The organism is Pedobacter sp. (assembly GCF_041645105.1).
Taxonomy (GTDB): Bacteria; Bacteroidota; Bacteroidia; order Sphingobacteriales; family Sphingobacteriaceae; genus Pedobacter.
On the sequence record NZ_JBAZQQ010000001.1, the window covers coordinates 1,394,657 to 1,417,931 of the forward strand.

Genomic DNA, 23,275 nt, shown 5'->3' on the forward strand with positions numbered 1-23,275 from the left:
ATAACATAAAAAAGAGTCAGATGAAAATTAAGCTATTGCTTTTATTATGGACATTCTCCGCATCTTTAGCTTTTGCTAAAGTTAAACTTCCTGCTTTAATCAGTGATGGTATGGTTTTGCAACGAGACCAGGCGTTAAAAATATGGGGTTGGGCTGATGGGGGTGAAAAAATAACAATTAATTTTAATAGCAAGTCATATTCAGTCCTGACTTCAAAAGAAGGGAAATGGTTATTAATACTACCTGGAATGAGTGCAGGTGGGCCATATACAATGACTATAAAAGGGAAAAATGAAATAAAAATCAATGATATTCTAATAGGTGATGTTTGGCTATGTTCAGGGCAGTCGAATATGGCATTCAAAATGGAGAGGGTAAAGGATAAGTACGAAAAGGAATTTAAGACTTCAACGAATAAGAATATCAGACAATTTTTAATTAAACCATCCTGGAGTTTTTCGGTACAAGAGGATGTTGAGTCCGAGGGCTGGATACAAGCCAACCCTGAAGAATTAATGAAATTTACAGCTGTAGGCTATTTTTTTGCAAGGAACATATATCAGGAGACTCAAATTCCAGTTGGTATTATAAATGCGAGCTATTCCGCTACGGTAGCAGAGGCATGGATGAGTGAAGACGGATTAAAGGAATTTCCAAACTTTATTGCAGAAGCAAATAAATATAAAGATCCTGAAATAATAAAAGCAATTTCAACAGCAGATAAAGCTATAAGTAACAAATGGAACACCCTTTCTGTCAAGCAAGATATTGGACAAGCTCATAATGGAAATAATTGGATTGATCCGTCTTTTAATAGCTCATCCTGGAATACATTAACTGTTCCGGGATTTTGGGATAAACCAGATATAAAGAATCTGCCTGGTGTTGTTTGGTTAATTAAAGAAATTGACATTCCATCTCAACTTGCGGGTAAAGATGCTGTTCTTTTTTTTGGAGCAATTGATGATAAGGATAGTACTTATTTTAATGGTGTAAAAGTAGGCCATTCTTATATGAGAGGTCAGTCCAGAAATTATAATGTACCAGGACGGCTGGTAAAAGCTGGTAAAAACCGTATTATAGTCCGCATTGTTAATCCGGATGGGCCGGGTGGTTTTTATCCTGACAAGAAGTATGAGTTTATTTCAGGGGATGTTCATATAGACTTAAGAGACGATTGGCAATATAATGTTGGGGCTAAATTAGAGCCCTTACCCTCAAAAAGGATCACTAAGTTTAATATAAAACCAACAGCGATATTCAATAGTATGATTGCCCCTATAACAAACTACACAATAAAAGGTGTGGCATGGTACCAGGGGGAAGGGAATGCAGGAAGGGCTTATGAATATCGTAAATTGTTTTCTGATTTAATCGTCGATTGGAGAAACAAATGGAGGCTGGGGGACTTACCTTTCATATATGTGCAACTGGCTAACTATGGAAAATTAAGAGATCAGCCCGCTGAGTCTTCCTGGGCGGAGTTAAGAGAGGCACAATCAATGGCGCTTAGATTATCAAATACAGGTATGGCAGTTATACATGATATTGGTGAAACCAATGATATCCATCCATTAAACAAGAAAACTGTAGGAGAGCGCCTTGCTTTAGCGGCACTAAAGACCGCTTATAATAGGGATATTTTAAGCTCTGGACCAACTTACGATAAAATGCGTATTGAAAAAGATAAAGTCATTATTACTTTTAAGAACACAGGAATGGGATTATTGGCTAAAGGTGGTAAAGAGTTGAAATATTTTGCAATAGCAGGAGATGATAAGAAATTAGTTTGGGCAAAAACGAGAATAGAAAACAATTCTGTAGTAATATGGGCAGAAGAAGTTAAGCATCCCGTTGCAGTCAGGTATGCCTGGGCAGATAATCCCTTGGGGGCAAATTTATATAACAAAGAGGGGCTGCCGGCCTCTTCTTTCCGTACCGATGATTGGGAAGGCAAGACTTATAAGTAATGAGCAAAATTATATCTAATGAAACTGATGCTTAATCAAATAAGGATAGTGCTGATCATGTTGCTTTTGTCAACAAGTTGCTACGTTGGCCTAAATTGTGGGGCTGTCAGTCCAGTTGTAAAATCACGTGCAGATTCAGTAAGGATTGGCTACAACACCATCATTTCCAACCTGGAAGTCCCATGGCAAATGCTCTGGGGACCCGATAACAGAATATGGTACAGCGAACAGAATGGAAGTATCAGCAGTGTAAATCCACTGAACGGAGATCATAAATTAATGCTGAGAATAGGAGATTACTATCGGAAACGCCTGGGTTTGCTTAGTATGGTGCTCCATTCGAGGATGAAAGAAAATCCTTATTTGTTTGTTTACTATTCTTTTCTGAAAGATAAAAAAGCATTTACAAAACTTGTACGGTACACCTGGAAAGCAGATTCATTAATCCTACCGCAAATACTTCTAGAGATGCCAGCTCATACAGGTCACATGGGTGCCCGCCTGGCTATTGGCCCAGACGATAAACTCATGTTAGCCACTGGTGATCTTACAGATGCTAAGGCGGCACAAAATCCAAATACCCTCAACGGAAAAATTTTAAGAATTAATTTAGACGGGAGCGTTCCAGAAGATAATCCTCAGAAGGGAAGCTACGTCTGGGCGAAGGGATTTCGGGTTCCACAGGGTTTGACTTTTGGCGCTCAAGGGCTTCTGTATACTTCAGAACATGGAGATGCTACTGATGATGAAGTGAACCTCATCACAAGAAATGGAAATTACGGTTATCCGAATGTTACCGGGATTTGCGACAGCCCGGCAGAGAAAATTTTTTCTGCAAGCAATCAGGTAACAGATCCTTTAAAAGCATGGACACCAACTATTGCTCCTTCCTCCATTGCGTATTATGGGTCCTCAGCTATACCACAATGGAAGAATTCGTTGCTGGTTACCACGCTTAAAGAAAGTGATCTTCGGATTTTAAAGTTGAATGAAGCCGGTGATAAAATCATTTCAGAAAATATTTATCTCGACCAGCAATTTGGGCGGCTGCGCGATGTTTGTGTTTCTCCTGCCGGTGAAGTCTTTGTATCCACTAGTAACCACGACTGGAACCGAACCAACAAATATTCGAATGAAAAAGATGATAGGATCATCAGGATAGCTCCACTTGGTAAGTCTTCGGCACAAAATGAGATCCTGATATCAAATGCAGATAATGCAGTTGAAAAGCAGGTGCTTACTGGAAAGGCTCTTTACAATCAGTATTGCGCTTCCTGTCATAAGGAAGATGGCAATGGCCTTCCTGGAGTATTTCCCCCTTTAAGAGATGCAGAACAGGTGCTGGGAGAAAACAAGAAATTGATTGAAATTCTTTTGAATGGTATTTCAGGTCCAATTAAAGTAAAAGGTAAGGAATATGATCAGCAGATGCCGGCATTTGGTTTTCTGAAAGATCAGGAACTGGCAGAAATTATAAGCTATGTCCGTTCAAACTTTACCAGGGCTCAAAGTAGCATAACGCCGGAAGAAATTAGGAATCTGAGGAAGCTCAAATAAATATGGAAATTCTAATCTTGCTATTGTTTAGCCTCTCAACCATCCTTCTTTTACCAACGACTGGTACAAACTTTTTCCATTATCAAACCCTGTAAATAAATTGGTGCCAGGTTTATTCAGCATCCCTGTATATTGATAAATAAAGATTTTATCGACATATTCTGAGACGGCTTCCAGTTGCGGGATTACTCTTTCTGCCGGTGCTGGCAACAATGGTGAATTATAGACTTTGCTTTCAAATTCAAAAATCTCAACATCTGCCCAGAGTTTGCTTTTACCTGACTTCTTATGGAATCTGTTTAGGTTCTGATAGAAAGCAGCTGTCTGATCCGGAGTTGTCTTTTGCACGCCAACCTCGTCCTGATAAGCAATAAAATCAATGTCCAACGAATCCAGTTGAGACAAATATTTGTCGTCAAATTTAATGTTCTTAGTGCCGTATGGTGCAATAAGATTTTTGCCATTAGGGGTAAGACGTTTGGCTTCTTTCGTGCAGGCATTTACATAATTGATGAACACATCGTCGTAATGTCCTGAAATACCGGTTTCATTAGGATAATACCAACCGTAAAAACTTTTATGATGGCTATATTTTTCCGTTAACTCTTCCATCGCTTTTACCCGAAGTTCATGTATTTTCTGATCTTTCATTAGTAGCAGAGGATTTCTCCAATCACCAAAAAAGCCATTGCTGATAAAAAATCTGAGTCCATATTTATCTGCAGCAGTAAGCGCTGCTTCCAAAGGATCTGTGCAGCCTAAAGAATGTTGAGGGAGTAATTTGGAAGGATAAAAGCTCTTACCATATATGGCAACATCTAAAAGTACCAGATACTTTATGCCGCTTGACGCAATCTCTTTAATCTTGTTATCCCAGTCATTCGCAGTAAATGCCTGTAGGGTATCATTCCAATATTTTCCTTCTATTTCACTATGATGTTGAAACTCAAACCATGTTCCTGTAATGGGTTTATTTTTTTTGTTATTCCTGATTTGAGCAAATAAAGTTTGATTATGAGTCACAGTTAAAGCCGTGGCGGCAGTTATCAAACTTAAAAAATTCCTTCTTTTCATAACCAGTATCAATTAGATGTTCATAGCGTGTATTGCCAATATTAAGAATTTTTATTACAAATGTTGAAGAGGAAAAGAGTATTTATCTAAACTGTTTAGGTTTTAGTTTTTGGGCTGCAAGTTCTGCTATTTCGGTAATTCTTTTCTGTCTGGTTTCTGGCCGTTTGGCAAGAACAAGCCATTGCAGTATCATCTTTTTAACGGACTTGCTCAAACTGCTGAAATATTCTGCTGAACCTGGTAACGATTGGAGTGCTTCCCCTAGATCTTTCGGCATGATTAATTCCTCTACTTCGTCAAGAATGGACCATGAGCCATTTTTCTTTGCTACTTCAACACTTTTAAAACCTGCTTCCGCCATCAATCCTTCTGCTATTAACCGCTCAACTTTTGCTTTGTTGATCTTTGACCAGTTGCTGGTAGCTTTCCGTTTACTGAAGAATTGGACAAAGCTCTCCTCGTCAATCGTTTTTCTTGTACTGTCAATCCAGCCAAAGCAAAGGGCTTCGTCTACTGCATCGCTCCAGGTTATACTTGGCCTGGCTGATTTTTGCTTATACTGAACAAGCCAAACAGATTGGCTCGAACAGTGATTTTCTTTTAACCATTGTCTCCATTCTTCTCGACTTGTCGGGGAAAAAGTTTCTACTTCCTTTTTCTTCATTGTACCATTACGATTAAAATATCAATCGGAATATTCTCTTCCGGACATCTTATAAAATAACGGATAAAAATCGATTTTCTTTTTAACGGAAAGAAGAACGATTTGCAGGACACTGATAAATTACATTGTTCTCTGATGTAGTCCTTTTATTTGGATTTAAAATATATGTTCTTTAGTTTAGGGTACTTACACAATTCAGGTTTACTCAATCTGAACTTTAACCAAATAGTATCATTAAATATTAAATTATGAAAAGAATCCTATTAACCGGAATCATGTTACTGGCATTAAATTTTGCTGTAAATGCACAAGAAAAGAAACGCACCTCTGTAAATTTTTACTCAGTAGAGCTTTTGGATGAAATAGGAGCAACCGCCGATCAAAAGGCTAAAGTTGCAGATTTAATGAAAGAATTTCAGCCGAAAATGGATGAAGTTAAAAAAGATGAAGGTTTAAGTGCTGATGATAAAAAGGATAAGATAAAAGTCCTTTCAGCTGAGAGAAGTAAAAAATATTATCAAATTTTGAGTGTAGAACAGAAAGCCAAATTAAACGAGATCAAGAAAGAACTCGCAAAAAATAAGAAAGAGAACTAACAAAAAGAAGCCGTTGATGATGATGATACGGCTTCTTTTTTGTATGTTGTGAGGTTGATTCCAAGAACTGAGGGAATAACGATCTTTTCATATAAAAATTCTGCTTGTTGAAGTTTATTGTTTAAACCTTTGTTTATACATTAATTATGAAATAATTATAAGATTAATTATATTTGTTTTATATGAAAAAAACGCTCTATCTAATTGCCTTATGTGCAATTTTCGCCTCAGCATCATGTAAAAAAGGACAGGATCAACCTACAGAAATAAAGCCAGAACCGGAAACTGAAATTAAAGAATTAGACAGGCCTGTTTATCTTTCGGCTACTAAAGGTCTATATGGAAATAGAATTATCATTACATGGACACCAATACCGTTAGCAAAAAACTATCGATTATATAAGTTTGATGATATCTCCCAGACCTATAAACTAACAAAAGAAACTGCTGATACAAGTTTTACCGATTTAGAAATAAAGACACCGTTGAGTAAAGTCTTCTACAAATTAATGGTATACAATAGTGCTATAGAACTCAGTAAGTTTAGTGATGTAGAATATGGTTATACGTCAGGTCAAAATTATAGCAAATATTTTAGTTTCGGTTCTGAAGGTTCAGCCGCTGGCCAATTTAGTTTTGCAATGCATGTGGAAGTTGATGCAAATAACAATATTTATGTAAGTGACGAGGGAAATAACCGCGTTCAGAAATTTGATAAAGACGGAAAATATCTGGAAACATTCTTCCTGGGAAGTGGTGCCAGGGCGATAGCTTTTCTCAAAAATGGAAACACGGTTGTTTCACGTACACAAAGCAGTTCTTATGTGAAACTCATTGATAAACAGAAAAATGTTCTGAAAGAGTGGGGGACATATGGAACTGGCGATACGCAATTTAAGAATATTGAAGAAATTACGGTTGATGACGAAGATAATATTTACATCGTTGATGGGCAGAATAATGCAGTTAAAAAGTTTGACCAGAATGGAGAATTTTTATTAAAATTTACGGCAGCCACGAAAACCACTGAGCAAGTTGATGGTCCTTATCCTTATGGGATTTGTTTCCTGAACAATAAAATTTTTGTAACCTCACCACGAAATGATCTAGTACGTGTTTTTGATAAGACAGGAAAATACTTGAAAAGTTGGAATTCCGGATCATCGGCTTATGCTATAAAAGCTAAAGGGAATTACCTATATCTTGCGTGTAATGGCTTTATTATGAAAACGGATGAAAATGGCGAAATCAGAGAGGAAATAGGCAAAGGACAATTTTATTCAGGCTCATTACCAGGGCTTGCGGTTAATAGCAATGATGAGATCATTATAAGTGATTTATACGCGAGAAGAATTATTGTTTTTAAGCATCTTTAGGTTTCGCCGAGTTTACAAGCCTTAATTCCTCTTGGATCTTTCCGCTCCAAATTAAACGAGATCAAGAAAGAACTCGCAAAAAATAAGAAAGAGAACTAACAAAAAGAAGCCGTTGATGATGATACGGCTTCTTTTTTTGTATGTTGTGAGGTTGATTCCAAGAGCTGAGGGAATACAATCTTTTCATATAAAATTCTGCTGAAGGCTTTCAGGTTAGATTATTACAAAGTCACAATTAAGACTATTGATGGTGTACGATCGAAAACTAGAATTTTGCATTATCATACCAATTTTTTCAGTCAGGGTGTTAGTCAACATAGAAGTTTAAATCCATGGACATTTGGAAAACCAATAAAATGATAGGGAAAAGTAAAACAACTAATGGAAATCTTTCAATATTAAATATAGGCGAATTTGACTTATACAATGAAAGTGATGACAGAATTTATTTCAAAAGCATTATAAATAAGCTTTTTTCAGTTGGGGACAAAGTTTATTTCTTTTTTAGAAGAGAGGAAGACTTGACTGAAGATTCGGAATTGGATGTGCTAAGACAACTGATTTTTAGAAGGTTTGAAACAGAAGGTGATTTTGAGTATTTATTCAAGATCGACCAGAGAAGATTCGATGCGATAGCAATGATTACTTTTGATCTCAATACTCCGAATTTCATTATTGATCTTTGGAAATATTTTTATGCATGTGACTTCTTTAAACCTATTAATGATTTGACCTTTGAAGAGTATAAAGATTATTTAGAGGTAAACGGTGTGGAAGATATTAATGGTCTTAAGCAATTGTGGAACAGGCTATCAGATTTTATCTTCATGAAGGGATTGGGGGCGGATCATATAATCATTAGTTACGACTCAGATTTGAAATTAGAAGACAAAGTTTAATCGATACGGTGAAAAATCTCAATTTGTTTCATAATGACTGTTGTTAAGTTGTTTGAGCTGACACGGCCCATGCCCCGTAAGTAGAATCATTGTGGGGAGATAAAGCCCCATGAATCAAGGAATTTTATCGTCATGTTGCAACGTATGGATGTTTTAACGTACGTGAGCTTTTTTCGTTCAATAACCTTTGAATATCAGTGCCTTGCTCGCAAAAAAAATCAAACGTATGATCTCCAAATTATTTTCTAACTTTGGATTCCACCAAGGTCAGGTCAATGCATACAGCTGAAACATTCAATGAAATTGAGCTAATATCCCGCTTAAAGTTAGGGGATTATGTCGCTTTTGATACCTTGTATCAGGAGTATGCAGCCTCGGTTGCTTATAAAATCAATAAATTAGTTAAAATAACAGAAATAGCAGAAGAACTCCATCAGGATGTTTTCATGAAGGTATGGGAACAGCGTGAAAATCTTAAACTTGATACACCGTTCAGGCCGTTTTTACTACACATTGCACGGAACACCGCTATCGACTTTTTTCGTAAAGCAGCTCGAGATCAATTGCTTGAACAACAGCTGATCAGTCAGGCCACTGAATTGTATGACCATATTGGCGAATACATCAACTTTAATGAGACCAATGATGTGCTGCGTGCCGCTATCGCTAAACTTCCCCCTCAGCGATTAAAAATCTTTACCAGTTGCAAACTGGAGGGAAAAAGCTATGAAGAAGTGGCGACTCAATATGGCGTTTCCCTCAGTACAGTTAAAGATCATATGGCAAAGGCTATGCGCTTTCTGCGCGATGAAATGGCAGATAAAGACCCTATTCTGCTGTTCCTTTTGTTAGCTGAAGTTATTTTTAAATAACAGCTTTCGTTATTTTAATAAACAATCTATGCCATCAGGTCTAAATTAACAGAAGATAAAAAAAATAATCTTGCTAAGCCGAGAGTTTTCATTTACCAATCGTTTGGTATATAAAAGAGCGATATTATAATGGAGGATGTAAATAAAATTTTTAATCGATACATCAATAACGAAGCTTCTCCTGAAGAAGTTAAACTGCTGTTGCAGGAATTCCTTTCGGAAGATAGAAATGCTGAGTTAAGTCGATTAATAGATGTTGAGTTGCAAAATGACCAGTCAAATGAATACTCTGTACCTGAACTCAACGATCTTGTTACCCGGAATCGTTTGAAATTAAAGGATCAGTTGCAACCAAAACAAAATCGTCCTTTCCGTTGGCTATCTGCTGCTGCTGCCATATTTATATTGGCTTTAGGATTTGCTGCTTATATGACCTTGCAAAAGTTTGAGTCTCCGCGAGATAGAAACGTTGCTCAAGCAGATATCTATCCGGCAAAGGGTAAGGCTTTTTTAACCCTTTCCAATGGACAGCGTATTGATTTGGATAGTGCTGAAACCGGTATTATCATTAACGATAGCATTATACAATACAATAATGGAAAAACGATTGTGTCTGAATCTGCTTATGATCAGAAAGATACGAAAAACGCAGGAACGTCACTTAATACAAGTTATGTCACATTAACGACTCCAAAAGGAGGAACCTATCAGGTCACACTTTCCGATGGGACGCAGGTTTGGTTAAATGCAGCTTCTACTTTAAAATATCCGTATCAATTCAAAGGAGATAGTAGAAACGTTGAGCTTGAAGGTGAGGCCTATTTTTCAGTGACAAAAAGTAAAATAGGTACTTCAAAGGTACAGTTTGCAGTAAAAAGCAAAGGGCAGATTGTGCGGGTTTTTGGTACTGAATTTAATATCTCGGCTTATCTTGATGAAGCTGATGTTAAAACTACTTTAGTTAACGGAATTGTTCGGGTTGGACAGGAGAAAGGTACTTCTGGATCTACAGATTCAGACTTTAAAGAATTGCTGCCAGGTCAGCAATCTGTCAATACCAACGGCAGTATCAAGATAAGACAGGTGGATGTTAGTGGCGATATTGCCTGGAAAGATGGCTTGTTCTATTTTAATGACACCCCTTTGAAGGATGCGCTCGACCAGGTCAGCCGATGGTATGATTTAAACATCATCTACAAAGGGGCCATACCTAAAGAAACCTTTACCGGTGAAATAAGCAGGAAAGTTCCGCTACGTGTGGTCCTAAACTTTCTGAAAAATGCCGGGATCCCGTACCAAATTAATGGTAGAGAATTAACCATCAACAACTAACCACATAGTATTTAACCTTAATACGCTAAGTATGAAAAAAGAATAGACCCAGCCAAAGATAAACGAGCAGGGAAGTGTTACCAGCACCTCCCTGAAGCGTTCGGATATCACCATTATTCAGTTGAAGCAAATAAACGGATCGAAAACTATCCAAACTAACCAAATTTAATGAAAAAAAAGTTAATCCACTCATTGTGCCGTTACGTTAGGGCACATGGCAGTCAACTATTAAAGATGATGAAAGTAACTTCGATGTTGCTATTAGTAGGATGTTTGCATTTAAGTGCAAAATCCCTGTCACAAACTATTCGTTTGCAAGCCAAAGGCATGGCGCTTACACAGGTACTTACTGTGATCGAAAAACAGACTGGATATCATGTTGTTTATAATTCTCAGGTCATAAAAAATGCCAAACCAGTAACCGTAAACTCGGATAACATGCCATTGGCAAGCTTCCTTTCAACTATTTTGACGAGCCAGGGCTTTTTGTTTGAGATCAGCGAAAAAACCATTTTTATTGCCGCCAGTCCCAATGCACTCAACCAGGGTTTAAAGCCTGGAACGAAACCAATACAGCAGCAAAGGAGCATCACTGGTAAGGTCTTGTCGGATATAGGCAAACCCTTGGAGAGGGCTACGGTTAAGATACCAGGTTCATCAGTAAGCACGATGACCAATGATCAAGGAATATATAAAATACTGGCCCCAGGCACAGCGGATCGCCTGGAGTTTTCTATGATGGGTTATCAAACCGCCATAAAAGTAATTGGAACAGCTGAGGTAATTGACGTTGTATTAAACAAATCTGTTGACGAACTCAGCGAAATTGTGGTTGTGGGCTACGGTAGCCAAAAGAAAATTCATGTAACAGGATCTGTTGCACAGGTAACCGCGCAGGAACTGACTAAAGTTCCAATGCCCAATATCAGTCAGCTCCTGACAGGTAGACTACCGGGTGTGGTATTTCAACAGCAGAGCGGTCAGCCTGGAGCAGACGAGGCAACCATGTTAGTAAGAGGCTATGGCACATTTAACAATTCTTCACCACTAATGCTGGTAGATGGTGTCGAACGTTCTTTTGGACATATAGATCCAAGTGAAATTGAGAGCGTATCCGTACTTAAAGATGCTGCAGCCTCTGCAGTTTATGGGGTGAAAGGTGCACATGGTGTCATTCTGGTTACCACCAAACGTGGAAAAAGCGGCAATAAGCCGGTGTTGTCTTACAGTGGCTCAACTACCATTTCCGAAAACACCATGTTGCCGGCTTTCCTAACCGGAACAGAATACGCAAAATGGCATAATCGGGCAAATGAGCTGGATGGAAATAAGAAATGGTTCTCTGAGCAGCAAATCGAAAAAATGAGCAATGGTGATCCGTCCGATGGACTGGAAAATACCAATTGGCAGAAAGAGTTTATGGGCAAACTGGCCCCGATGAACCAACACAATATTTCTGTTAGTGGTGGCACGGATAATATCCGCTATTTTACGAGTATTGGAACGATGGCTCAAGGAGGTATTGTGAAGGACATGAGCTTTAAGCGGCACAATGCAAGGGCTAATGTGGATATGAATCCCAATAAAGACTGGCTGATATCCCTCAATTTGTCCGGCAGGATGGAGAAATCTTATATGCCAGGCGCAATTTCTTATGAAAAACAGGCGCTGTTCAGTCCCATTTCACAAGCGCTTTACATGTACCCCTTTGTTCCTTTTACTTATAAAGGGATGCCTACAGGCTCTTCTTATATGACTTTAAATCCTTTTGCTGCTGCAGAGCTTAGTGGTTTTAAGGAAAGTAGTAATGCAATCATTGAAACATCTGGAAGGATCAGCTATACACCTTCCTTTATAAAGGGGCTTAATCTGTCGTTGTTTGGTAGCTACGACCGCCGTTATGGCAATGCTAAATCCTTCGCTACTCCTTATACCGTTTATACTTATCTGGCAGAAACGGGTGTGTACGCCAAATCTTTATCGGATGGTTTCATCGCATCCGGCAATTTGATGCAGTCGGCAGATAATTTTGATTATACCGTATTGCGCCCTTCTGCGGAGTACAGTAAGTCCTTAGGTGAACACCAACTTGGTGCTTTATTTTTGTTTGAATATCAAAAAGGCAATAGCAACAGTATGTATGCTACACGCTGGGGCTATCCCATTACTGCTATACCGGAACTTTCATTTGGACAGCTTTTTCCTCCGGTTCCCAATTCTGGCGGCTCAAATGAAACCGTACAGGCAGGCTTTGTGGGACGTTTAAACTATGCCTATACCAATAAATACCTCATGGAATTATCTTTCAGGCAAGATGCCTCCTATAAATTTCCACCACATTCCAGATGGGGATTGTTCCCGTCTCTGTCTTTAGGCTGGGTTGTATCAGAGGAAAACTTTTTTAAAGATCAGTTTTCAAATGTTGACCGCCTGAAAATAAGGGCATCGGCAGGTATCCTTGGCCAGGACAATGTAAATGCTTTCCTTTATGATCAATATTTCAACTTAACTTCAGGACCTGTCGCGGCTTTCGGCAAAAACCTGCTGCCTTTGTATGGGCTGCGTTCATCAACGTCTTATCCAAGTACAGATCTGACTTGGGAAAAAACAAAGACCTATAACGTTGGCCTGGAGCTATCCATGTGGAAAGGATTGTTGAGTGCCGAAATTGATGGGTTTTATAAATATACTTACGACATCCTTCAAAGTGCAGGCAATGTTTACCCTTCTTCATTGGGTGGGAATTTTCCGGCAATAGAAAACAGCGGCTCTGTAGATGCCCGGGGATTCGAGATCCAGCTCAGCCACAAGCACCATATCAATGATTTTAACTACCGCATTTCCGGTAACATGAGTTACTCCAAGAACCGAATCCTTTCTATGATCCAGACGGAAAATATCCATCCATGGCAAAGTATGATCGGTAGGTCTATTGGACAGCGGATGGTATATGTTGCTGATGGATTGTATCAGTCGGAGCAAGAACTATTGAATTCTCCTGCTCCTCCAGGTGGTGGTTATAAACGACTGGGAGATATTAGGTACAAGGACCTGAATGGGGATGGAAAACTAACCCGGCAGGATGACATGGCCGTTGGTACCCGACCTGGCTTGCCTCCGGTGATGTATGCATTTAATATCGACTTTAACTATAAGAACTTTGATTTTGCCATGATGTGGCAAGGGGCGGCCGGGAATGATATTTTATTGAGCGGAATGTATGATCATGGAATTCCAGATAACACCATCTTTACGACTGCCTTTTATGGGAATGGATACAATTCTCCGCGCTATCTGCTGGAAGACTCCTGGACGCCTGAGCATCCCAATGCCCGTTATCCAAGACTGTCACTTGTTCCTAGCGGCGGAAATTCGCTCGACTCTTCCTGGTGGATAGAAAATGGATCTTATCTGCGACTTAAAAACATCTCATTGGGATACAGCTTTCCCAAAGAAATGTTAAGCAAGATAAAAATTCAGCAACTACGGCTGTATCTGGCTGGGTCAAACATTTTTACACTGGCCAAATTCAAATATCTTGATCCTGAGAGTCCTAGCGTTAACAACGGATATTATCCGCAGCAACGTACATTCAGTTTAGGACTAAATCTTAATTTTTAAATATTACGAGATGAAAAGAATCTTTTATTTAGTCGCATTGACCATCTGCATGTCATCCTGTAAAAAGGCATTAGATCTTGAACCCAGGGATAAATATTCCAATACCGTGGTATGGAAAAATATTAATACACTGGATCTTTATATAAACAGTCTGTACTCGGCCTTATATCTTTATGCAGAGGTGGGCAGTGTAAATCAAACTGATGGTTTTTCAGACATCCTCAAGTATTCTCAGACTTATATGGACACGGAGCACAACAGGATGAACCTGTTCCCCAATTACCTTTCACCGGCATCGGCAGAGGTATTGAGTCCCTGGTCTGCCAGTTATGAAAGGATCAGAACGCTGAACGAATTCATCATCAATTCCAAGAAATATGGCTCGGCGATTGACGCAGATCAACTAAAAATCCGGGTCGCTGAAATCCGGTTTTTACGGGCTTTTGTGTATCATAAGCTGGTAACTCGTCATGGCGGGGTCGTCATGCGTGTAAGTGACGAAGTTTTAGATGGGCCTTCCGATAAAAACAAGAAGCGTGCAACTACCGCCGAATCCTGGGATTGGGTAATCTCTGAACTGAAATCAGTAGCTGCCACTCTGCCTGCAGAGTGGGCAGCCGAGCAAACAGGGCGAATTACCAAAGGAGCGGCTTATGCCCTGATGGCCAGATCTGCGCTGTATGCAGAACGTTGGGACGAAGCGATAAATGCAGGAAAACAGGTAGAAGCCTTGGCAACTACTGGTGGCCGCTACGAGCTACTGAACAAGTTTGATGAGGTGTCTAAAATTCCTCATAATAAGGAGCTGATCCTGGCAGCCTATTACAAGCGACCAGGTTTAACCAACGAATTTGATAGGTTCTTTTCTCCAACCGGCGATATGGAACGTTATGGTGGTTATGCAAGCCCAACCGAAGAGTTGGTTTCTCAGTTCGATATCAGTGTGGATGGTAAGTGGGAGCGTTTCGACTGGAACAATGAACAACACAAACTCAATCCATATGTGGGTAGAGATCCTCGTTTTTACGCGACAGTTTTGTACAATGGAGCATCCTGGAAAGGAAGGCAGATCCAAACCTTTGTAGGTGGAACAGACAGTTACATTGAGTATTTTGATGGAAATTCCAGAAATAGAACGGTTACTGGGTATTTTATCAGAAAATTCCTGGAGGAAAAGCAGAAGGATTTTGTGTCTGAAAAGGGTGACCAGTTTTGGATCGAAATCCGTTATGCCGAGGTTCTCACCATTCTTTCAGAAGCCTATGCACATAAAAATGATTTTACCAGCGCTTACAGGTACCTGAATCTATTGCGTAGCAGGCCTAGTGTGGATATGCCTGAACTTGTTCCGAAAAGTTCTTTGCTGAATTATTACAAGGATCTGGAAAAGGAAAAAATGTGTGAATTTGCTTTTGAAGGGCATCGTTATTGGGACCTGAGGCGCTGGAAGCGAGCAGAGACGGTACTAAACGGAACGCGTATGCATGGCGTGGAAATCACTCCCGCCGGAGATGCCTTTACCTACAGCATTGTCGATTGCGATAAAGCCAATCATGTTTTTCCCAACCGATATTATACGGTTCCTGTTCCTGAATTTGAAATGAGAAACAATCTGGAATGCAGACAGGATCTAGCATGGCAATAAATCTATTGATGATTACCTCAAAAAGCGAAAAGATGAGATTACACTTATATAAAATCCTGATCCCGGTTTTTTTACTGTTTCAAGGATGTCAAAAGCCTGAATACCAAAACTTCAGTTCTAATCATACGGTAAGCGCTATTAACCTGAAATTTGCAGGTACAGACCGGTTGTTTCCAGGCTTAATAGCGGGAGATTCTATTTTTTTTGAAGTGCCTATTTATAAAAGCGGCACAGAAGAACTTATAGAGAATGACCTCTCTGCAATGGAAATTATTGCTTCACTCCCAGTAGGCACGGTGATCAATCCAGGCCTGGGGGGTATCAAAAATATGAACCAACCGATGTCAATCAAAGTTACTGCTGCGAACGGGGAATCGAAGGTTTACATTCTTAAGGTTAAAAAAACGGGTATGGATTATACCAAGGGCCTGTTGGACTTTTCTGTAAGGAAAGAGGGACAGAATAAGTTTTATCAACCTCAAAAAGCCGCACCGTATGTAGATGGAGAGACCATTTACATTGATGTGCCGGATACCAGGAAGGATCCTTTGGATATCAGTAAGCTATTTGCTACCCTGAAGCTAGAACCTACCTGCACCGTAACTCCTGTACTGAATGCGGATACACCGATCGATTTCAGCCAGCCATTTGAAATCAAAGTAAAAGATGGCCGGGGAACCGTCAGAACACACTACATTGCCATCAATCCGGTTGGTTTTGAAAAAACCAGGTTTAGAGAGCTATGGTTTAGAACAGCGGCAGAATTGGGTTTAACCCGTACCAATATCAAAAGTCTGGCTGTAACAGCGAGCAACTTCTTTATCGCAGAGTTTAACGATTGGGATGCAAACGGAAAGCTGAATGTATTTAGTAATACTAATGGTCAATTGGTTAAAAAGATTGATCCTCCAACCACCTTCTCTTATCATGTTGGCGCAGATAAAGGTGGTAATATTTTGGTGAACACCTGGAATGATAGCGGAAAAGGATTTATCCTAAACCGTTATGCTAGTCCAGATAGCGGTCCTGAACAAATCCTGAATCAGGTATCCTGGGATGAACCTCAGTACATTCCTCCATATTTAGGTGTCAACAAATTTAGTGTGGCAGGCAATGTAAAAACCGGTAAAGCTTATGTATACTCCACGATGCAAAACGGTAATTATTATACCTGGCAATTTAACAATGGTGTGCCGCTTAGTACAAGACCAGTAGTCACCAAGTTTGATGTAGCAAAAACCGGTGGAACTTGGGACATTGCCTCTGTGAAACGCGCCAATGCCGATGCCAATGCGCATACTTATTTCTCCTGGTATAATGAAGGTGCAACTGAAACAGACGGCAAAGGCAGTCGATTTGAAGTGATGGATGCCGCAGGCATTTATTACCGCTTAAATCCCGCCAACCATTTCTACAAAATACTGGCATTTGATGCATTTACGGTAAACGGTGATGAGTTTGTTGCCATTCTGACGCAGGGATTACGCAGCAATAGCGAAAGCAAGTTGATGGTTTTTGAAATTACCAATAAAAGCAAGTTGGCATTGGCACCTGGCGATCCTGGATATGTCAATCTGAAGGTGTTTGAGTCTGGAAACCTGGGCATCACTACAGATCTTTCTTCCGGCGATGTACAAGTGGTGGTTGATGGGCTTCAGGTAGATATTTACGTCGCTGCAACGGCAATTTCATCACAAGCTGCTGGAAATGCAGGTGTTCGGAAATACCGGATGGAGTACATTATAGAGTAGAAATAACAAGGTTAATTATCAATCCATAATAAAAATATAGATGAAAAAAGCATTTTTAATTTTGACAACTTTATTGATTTCCTTTTCGACAATGAGTTGCAATAAGAATTATATGTACCCAGATTACGATGGTACAGAGAAAGAAACCCCAGGGCCTGGAACAGGTGAGCCGGAACTTCCTGTAGAAACTACCTTAACCACATCCATACGTGACCTGGTGTTAATTTATGGTGGAGGTTCGGATCGCGCGCAGACATGGAACAAGGATGCATTTTATCCTTATGTTGCAGCCGCAAATAATACCGCTTATGACTGGATGTTTGACGGCTTCCTTTTTCTGGAGTTGAACGATGGCAAAGGCCATGCCTTTACCACAGGCCATGCGCCTGATCCGGCACTAAAAGTGCACTGGCAGGAGATGATCGATAAATATTTTGCAGAGAATCTGTCCATCGGTGCGCTGGATCAATGTGTGGATGGTGTCATTCAGAAGGGGACTACGTTAAGTCGCAAAAGAAGGATATCCATTGGTATTCCAGAACCGATAAAAACAGCAACAGCCTGGGGAGAGGTAAATGGTAAAATGCTTGATTTTTCGAAAGACGAAGACCGGATTACCGCTTGTAAATGGTTCGTAGATGAGGTATCCAAAAAATTTCAGGAGCGGAAATACAACCACCTGGAACTGGATGGGTTTTATTGGATTGCTGAAGAGGTAGAAAATACAGGTACTATGATCGCAGCAATTGGCGATTATGTGCAAAAGAAAACCTTAACTTTTGTCTGGATTCCATGGTGGAAATCTCCGGGATACAATAACTATAAGCCTTATAAGTTTACGGATGTCTATCTGCAGCCTAATTACTTCTTTTATGATGTTCCTTATTCCCGTTTACAGGATGCCTGTGATGAGGCTAAAAAATTCAAGATTAATCTGGAAATAGAGTTTAGCGAAGAAGTTTTAGGAGGACGCGGACAGAAGCTATATGACTACCTGGAAGTGTTTGAAAAAAATGATGTTTATAACACGATGAAATTGGCCTATTATCAATCTGAGAATACAATTTTAAGATTGTATCAATCTACCAACACGGCAGATCAGGAATTGTATAAGTTGTTGAAAGACATTGTGACTAAACGACAAAAAGTAGAGAATCCACCTTATTTAAAAAATTAAACCTAGCCAGAGTGGCCATTTATTTAACTATTTAATCTGTATAACTATGAATTTACACAGAAAGGGACTTCTATTGTCCTTAATTACCGGAATATGCCTTTGTTTTGGCTTCCTGTTATCATGCAAGAAAAATGAGATTAATGATCGTGCATCGGTGAAAGATAAATTGAAGGCAAGCGACCGAATTGCCGAACAAACGACTCTGACCAGCAATAACAAGATTAGAGACATGGTATTGATCTATGGCGGGGGCACTGAAAAGGGGCAGGACTGGGATTTTTATTCCTTCCACCCTTATGTGGTCTATAAAACAGAGCAGCAGGTCTATGATTGGATGTTTGATGGATTTCTATTTTTGGAACTAAATGATGACTGGAATTACTCATTTACCTTAGGACATGGCGATCCGAATAAACCCGCGCAGAAAGCAAACTGGGCGACACTCATCGATAAGTATTTTGAAGTCGGACGTTCTCTACACGAATTAGACCAAGCTATTGATGATGCTACGTGGAGTGCAGGACAACCTCCATCCAAAAGAAAAATTGTAATCGGGATTCCCGAACCTTTAACTTCTGTTGCCAATAATTGGGGAATGGCTGAAGGAATCTGGTTAAATTTTCAAAACCCCAGCCACAAAACGATAGCCTGCAAATGGTTTATTAATGAAGTTCGTGCCCGATTTAGCAGCGCCGCTTTCCGTCACCTTTCTTTAGCTGGATTCTACTGGATCGGAGAGTCAGTAGAAGACAATGCGAGTACAATTTCGTCAGTCGGAACATACTTGAGTGGTTATAACCTTAGCTTCAATTGGATACCTTGGTGGCAATCTCCCGGCTATACCAATCCTGGAGCACTGGGCTTTTCAGAGACATATTTGCAACCGAATTACTTTTTCTATAATGTACCCTTAAGCCGGCTACAAGATGCTTGTAATGCCGCAAATACATATGGTCTGGGACTTGAAGTGGAATTTGATGACAACATACTTTATTTTGATCCGTATCGCACAAAGTTTAACCAAACCTTCGATGTGTTTGGTCAAAACAACGTTTTTGACACAAAAAAATTGACCTACTACCAGTCTGAGAATACGATTCTGAAATTATGGAGTTCAACTAATCCTATCCATAAACCGATGTATAAACGACTATGTGAAACTGTTACACGAAGACAAAAATTAGGCCTTCCTTCTCTGTAGGAAGGCTAGTCAGCTCAGTGCTATTAAAATATATTAAGCCACAGCGGCGGCTGATCGTTGGAGCAAGAATAGCCATTATGATTAATTATCTATCATATTATATAAAGATGAAACAAACATTATTAATCCTATTCACAAGCATTTTGACAGTTTTATCTGCTACTGCCCAAACCAAGACAGTAAAGGGAACCTGGATTAATTTAGCTTATCAAGATGTAAGAAATAAATATACCAACCCCGCTCACGTGGATTACACTAGCCCCAGTTTTTGGAACCAAAAAATTAAGGAATATTCCGAAATGGGCATCTCATATTTGATTATTATGGCTGTGGCAAACGAACGAAAGTCATATTATCCATCCGATTTCATGGAGCCCGCATACCCGTCCAATCGAGAGAGCCCAATCGAAGTTATTATGAGAACAGCAGATAGTTTAGATTTGAAAGTGTTTATGAGCTGTGGATGGGCTATCAATCAGTATGATGATCGCAACACTACCGAAGTACCTTTGCTTCAGCAGCGTATCATGATGGAAACTGCTGCCAAATTTGGAAAGAGCAAGTCCTTTTACGGTTGGTATCTGCCTATAGAAGATGGTTTATTTCCCAATCTTTCTGACCAAGCAGTAGACTTTACTAATATGTTAACAGCTGAAGGGAAACGACTGATACCTTCGGCACGTGTAATGATTTCGCCATATGGTCTCTGGATGGCTGAAGTAGACAGCGATAAGTTTGCGGCTCAGATCCGCAAGTTAAAAGTTGACATTGTTGCCTATCAGGATGAGGTAGGTTGTGTAAGGGAACCATTTCCCATTAAAAAAGTGAAACAGCACCTTGAGACGCTTGGTAAAATACATCAGGGAACAGCTATAGAGTTTTGGACAAATGTCGAATCTTTCACTTGGGAAAAGGGCACAAATTCCATTGAGTCAGCATTAATTCCTGCTGCTTTCCCCCGCTATCTTTCTCAGATAATAGGTGCTACACAAGCTGGTGCAAAGGAAATAGTCAGTTTTGCGATGTATGGTATCTATGATAAACCCGATTCTAACATGCCTATTGGACAACCCTATGGTTCCGCGAAGGCTTATATAGATTACATGGACTGGCGCGCCGGTAAAGGCAGATGGCCATGGCTTGAGGCTACTTTCAAAGGATCAGCAGAACACGATGCTATCAGAAAAAAAGTTGATTTGAGAACCCCTCCATTAACCACACATCAGCAGGGAAGTCTAAGCGACAACCTTTATGGCACTGAGGATACAAAAGATAAGCGGTGGACCACTTTTAAAAACGGAAAGATGACTGTAGTGATCGATTTAGATGAATACACAACCATAACAAATCTCGCTGCACGGTTCCTGCATTACCGTAAAGAGGCTGTTGTTTTGCCGTCAACAGTGACTTTTTACTTGTCAAAGGATGGAAAAAAATATGAAAGGATAAAAAGCGTACCGATTGAAATATCCAAAAATGACCAACATGATTGCTGGATAGATATGGCATTTGTGGAGAACATTGCAAAAAAAACACGTTACATTAAAGTGGAGGCAGAAGGAGAACAAAATACGCTGATCATGTGTGATGAGCTGCTAGTCAATATGGTCAAGTAACTATGGTTATTAGCGAACTATATATCCGGCTTTATAGTCTTCATCCTTAAATGAAAAGCTATCTAAGTCTGTCCTCTTAATATTCTTTTTTACAAAATCCTTTTTTGCAGTATTATCGTTTATGAACTTTCTAGATAATGAATTTTCAATTATTGTATTTTGCATATATGAGATTTCTGCAGCTATTTTATAAGTTTTCATTTGTTCTTTATTAAGCACCAAAGCGAGTGCAGCGGTAATATCGGTATCCATGAAATTTATGATTGGTTTCAATCCATAATATTTATAATAAGTGAGGGTTTTTTGATCAGCTATAAAAGAAAACTCTGGTGGTTTATTTGATAGGGTGGATAGGATCTCCTTTTTAAGTCTAGATTTATTTGATAATGTTAATTTTACTGAGTTCGTTACATCATTTACCAAAAGGGATAAACAGGTTATTGTGTCATTTGGGAAATAGCTTGAATAGAAATGCCAATTGTTCTTTAGTGTTGTATCAGCAAAGAGCTTTCTAGCCTCTTTTCCGATATGATCTTTTATCCGTTCTTTTTCTCTGTATTCAAAATAGGTATCAGATGCTCCATATTTTGTTTTAAGGACTTCCTTAATACTTAATATTTGCGAGGAAGAAACAGTAACAAAATTGAATGAACAATTGTTAATTGGAAAACATACTACATCATTCTGATATTGATCTACATTAAAGAAAAAGGTAAAGATTGGTTTTTTTGATTTGATAATTGATTTCTGGACTAACTCATTCATCTCTTTGCCAGATTCCCCCTTTAGGCCTAATTTTTTACTTTTTACATCATATAGATATACTCTTTTTGAAGGATATGGAATAGCACATATTGTAGAACTACTATCTTCATGAAAATCATATTCCGCGAAATTTTTATCACTATCATCAAAAGATAGCTTAATTATTGGCACAAGTCTTATTGAGTCAATTTTTTCTTCGTCCCAGTTTTGTTTTCCCGTATTAAATTTAGATGTCAAAATTGCTGAACGTATTTCAGGTTCATAAGATTTTGCTTTTAAATAGACACAGTCTATGATGCTATGACTTAGACATTGTGCAAGAGCTGTATTTTCTACACAAAGCACAAAAAGGATTAATGCAAAACTTATTTTGCCTGCAAACCATTTGTTTTTTTTCATTAATATAAATTGTTAGAGCTTCTTTGAAAATAGAAAAATTCTTTGTGCTAGCATAATTATTTGCTTGAGGCTATATACCTTGAATATTAGCGGCTATGTTTAACAATTTTAAATAGTTTTTTATCCCCACTATACATTATCCACATGCTAAATATTTGGATTAACATCTGTAAAACATAAACAATTACAAATATTGGTGCAAAGTATATAATCTTTATAAAGTAGATAATTTGATAAGACATAAAAAGTGTGAGTATTAAACATGGGTAAATTGCCCATAGTTTATTTATTCTAAACAGGATTGCTATTATTAAGTATACAGAGGTGTAAATCGCACAGTTGATAAAAAATGGCACATTGAACTTACTAGAGTGCACAATTTTATTTATAATATTAATCAGAAGAGCAAGAAGTATAAGATTCGACGCTAGCTTATTTTTAACGATTTTTATCATCTTTAATCTAATAAGTGTGGTATATGATGAAGATACTAATTTCATATATTAGAGAGAAATCTGGTATTTTTAAAGGGAGGTCTGAATAAAAACATTGTAGCCGATTATGAATCAACTATTCACTTTTTTTACCAAAAAATACTTTTATCTAACTATCACCAGGTATCTGTTAGGTATATGGTCTTATCCGTCTATAGCTATACAGTTTTTTGGAAAAACGTAAAGCAATATGGAAGAACAGTCATTATCAAGGTTTGAGTTCCCAGAAGAATTTAAAGAAAAGCTGATAGAATTGGTAGTTTACA

At 38.9% G+C, this 23,275-nt stretch carries 16 protein-coding genes; 13 read left to right on the forward strand and 3 right to left on the reverse strand.

Features of this window, described 5'->3' with window-relative positions; genetic code table 11:
- Positions 1–20: 20 nt before the first annotated feature.
- A complete protein-coding gene (locus WC623_RS05965) occupies positions 21–1,970 on the forward strand; it encodes a sialate O-acetylesterase (RefSeq protein ID WP_372848928.1) in 1,950 nt (649 codons plus the stop codon).
- Between the two features lie 18 nt (positions 1,971–1,988).
- A complete protein-coding gene (locus WC623_RS05970) occupies positions 1,989–3,527 on the forward strand; it encodes a PQQ-dependent sugar dehydrogenase (protein ID WP_372848930.1) in 1,539 nt (512 codons plus the stop codon).
- 27 nt (positions 3,528–3,554) lie between these two features.
- Here the strand turns inward: WC623_RS05970 and WC623_RS05975 are convergent, their stop codons facing one another.
- Positions 3,555–4,601, reverse strand: a complete 1,047-nt coding sequence (locus tag WC623_RS05975; RefSeq protein ID WP_372848932.1) for a DUF4434 domain-containing protein — start codon at positions 4,599–4,601, stop codon at positions 3,555–3,557.
- Between the two features lie 82 nt (positions 4,602–4,683).
- A complete protein-coding gene (locus WC623_RS05980; protein WP_372848934.1) occupies positions 4,684–5,265 on the reverse strand; it encodes a YdeI family protein in 582 nt (193 codons plus the stop codon).
- Between the two features lie 248 nt (positions 5,266–5,513).
- Here WC623_RS05980 and WC623_RS05985 point away from each other — a divergent pair, with 248 nt between their 5' ends.
- From WC623_RS05985 to WC623_RS06035, 11 genes are all read left to right on the forward strand, one after another.
- Positions 5,514–5,861 (forward strand): hypothetical protein, encoded by a 348-nt coding sequence (locus WC623_RS05985; protein WP_372848936.1) that lies wholly within the window; start codon positions 5,514–5,516, stop codon positions 5,859–5,861.
- Positions 5,862–6,043: 182 nt separating this feature from the next.
- Positions 6,044–7,237: a hypothetical protein gene (locus WC623_RS05990; RefSeq protein ID WP_372848938.1), complete on the forward strand. Its 1,194-nt coding sequence runs from the start codon at positions 6,044–6,046 to the stop codon at positions 7,235–7,237.
- 332 nt (positions 7,238–7,569) lie between these two features.
- Positions 7,570–8,136 (forward strand): hypothetical protein, encoded by a 567-nt coding sequence (locus WC623_RS05995; protein WP_372848940.1) that lies wholly within the window; start codon positions 7,570–7,572, stop codon positions 8,134–8,136.
- A gap of 275 nt (positions 8,137–8,411) precedes the next feature.
- Positions 8,412–9,008 (forward strand): RNA polymerase sigma factor, encoded by a 597-nt coding sequence (locus WC623_RS06000; RefSeq protein ID WP_372848942.1) that lies wholly within the window; start codon positions 8,412–8,414, stop codon positions 9,006–9,008.
- A 129-nt stretch (positions 9,009–9,137) separates the two neighbouring features.
- Complete coding sequence (locus tag WC623_RS06005) at positions 9,138–10,340, forward strand: FecR family protein (protein ID WP_372848944.1); 1,203 nt, start codon at positions 9,138–9,140, stop codon at positions 10,338–10,340.
- A 168-nt stretch (positions 10,341–10,508) separates the two neighbouring features.
- Positions 10,509–13,961 carry a TonB-dependent receptor gene (locus WC623_RS06010; protein WP_372848946.1) on the forward strand — a complete coding sequence of 1,151 codons (3,453 nt, stop codon included), beginning with the start codon at positions 10,509–10,511 and terminating at the stop codon, positions 13,959–13,961.
- A 10-nt stretch (positions 13,962–13,971) separates the two neighbouring features.
- On the forward strand, positions 13,972–15,606 hold the full coding sequence (locus WC623_RS06015; protein WP_372848948.1) for a RagB/SusD family nutrient uptake outer membrane protein: 1,635 nt from the start codon (positions 13,972–13,974) through the stop codon (positions 15,604–15,606).
- A gap of 32 nt (positions 15,607–15,638) precedes the next feature.
- A complete protein-coding gene (locus WC623_RS06020) occupies positions 15,639–17,357 on the forward strand; it encodes a DUF5018 domain-containing protein (protein ID WP_372848950.1) in 1,719 nt (572 codons plus the stop codon).
- Positions 17,358–17,397: 40 nt separating this feature from the next.
- Positions 17,398–18,534 carry a DUF4855 domain-containing protein gene (locus WC623_RS06025; protein ID WP_372848952.1) on the forward strand — a complete coding sequence of 379 codons (1,137 nt, stop codon included), beginning with the start codon at positions 17,398–17,400 and terminating at the stop codon, positions 18,532–18,534.
- A gap of 46 nt (positions 18,535–18,580) precedes the next feature.
- On the forward strand, positions 18,581–19,735 hold the full coding sequence (locus WC623_RS06030) for a DUF4855 domain-containing protein (RefSeq protein ID WP_372848954.1): 1,155 nt from the start codon (positions 18,581–18,583) through the stop codon (positions 19,733–19,735).
- 107 nt (positions 19,736–19,842) lie between these two features.
- Positions 19,843–21,351: a DUF4434 domain-containing protein gene (locus WC623_RS06035; RefSeq protein WP_372848956.1), complete on the forward strand. Its 1,509-nt coding sequence runs from the start codon at positions 19,843–19,845 to the stop codon at positions 21,349–21,351.
- A 9-nt stretch (positions 21,352–21,360) separates the two neighbouring features.
- Here the strand turns inward: WC623_RS06035 and WC623_RS06040 are convergent, their stop codons facing one another.
- The gene (locus WC623_RS06040) at positions 21,361–22,515 is read right to left on the reverse strand and encodes a hypothetical protein (protein WP_372848958.1); all 1,155 of its coding nucleotides are present in this window, start codon (positions 22,513–22,515) and stop codon (positions 21,361–21,363) included.
- Between the last annotated feature and the right edge of the window lie 760 nt (positions 22,516–23,275).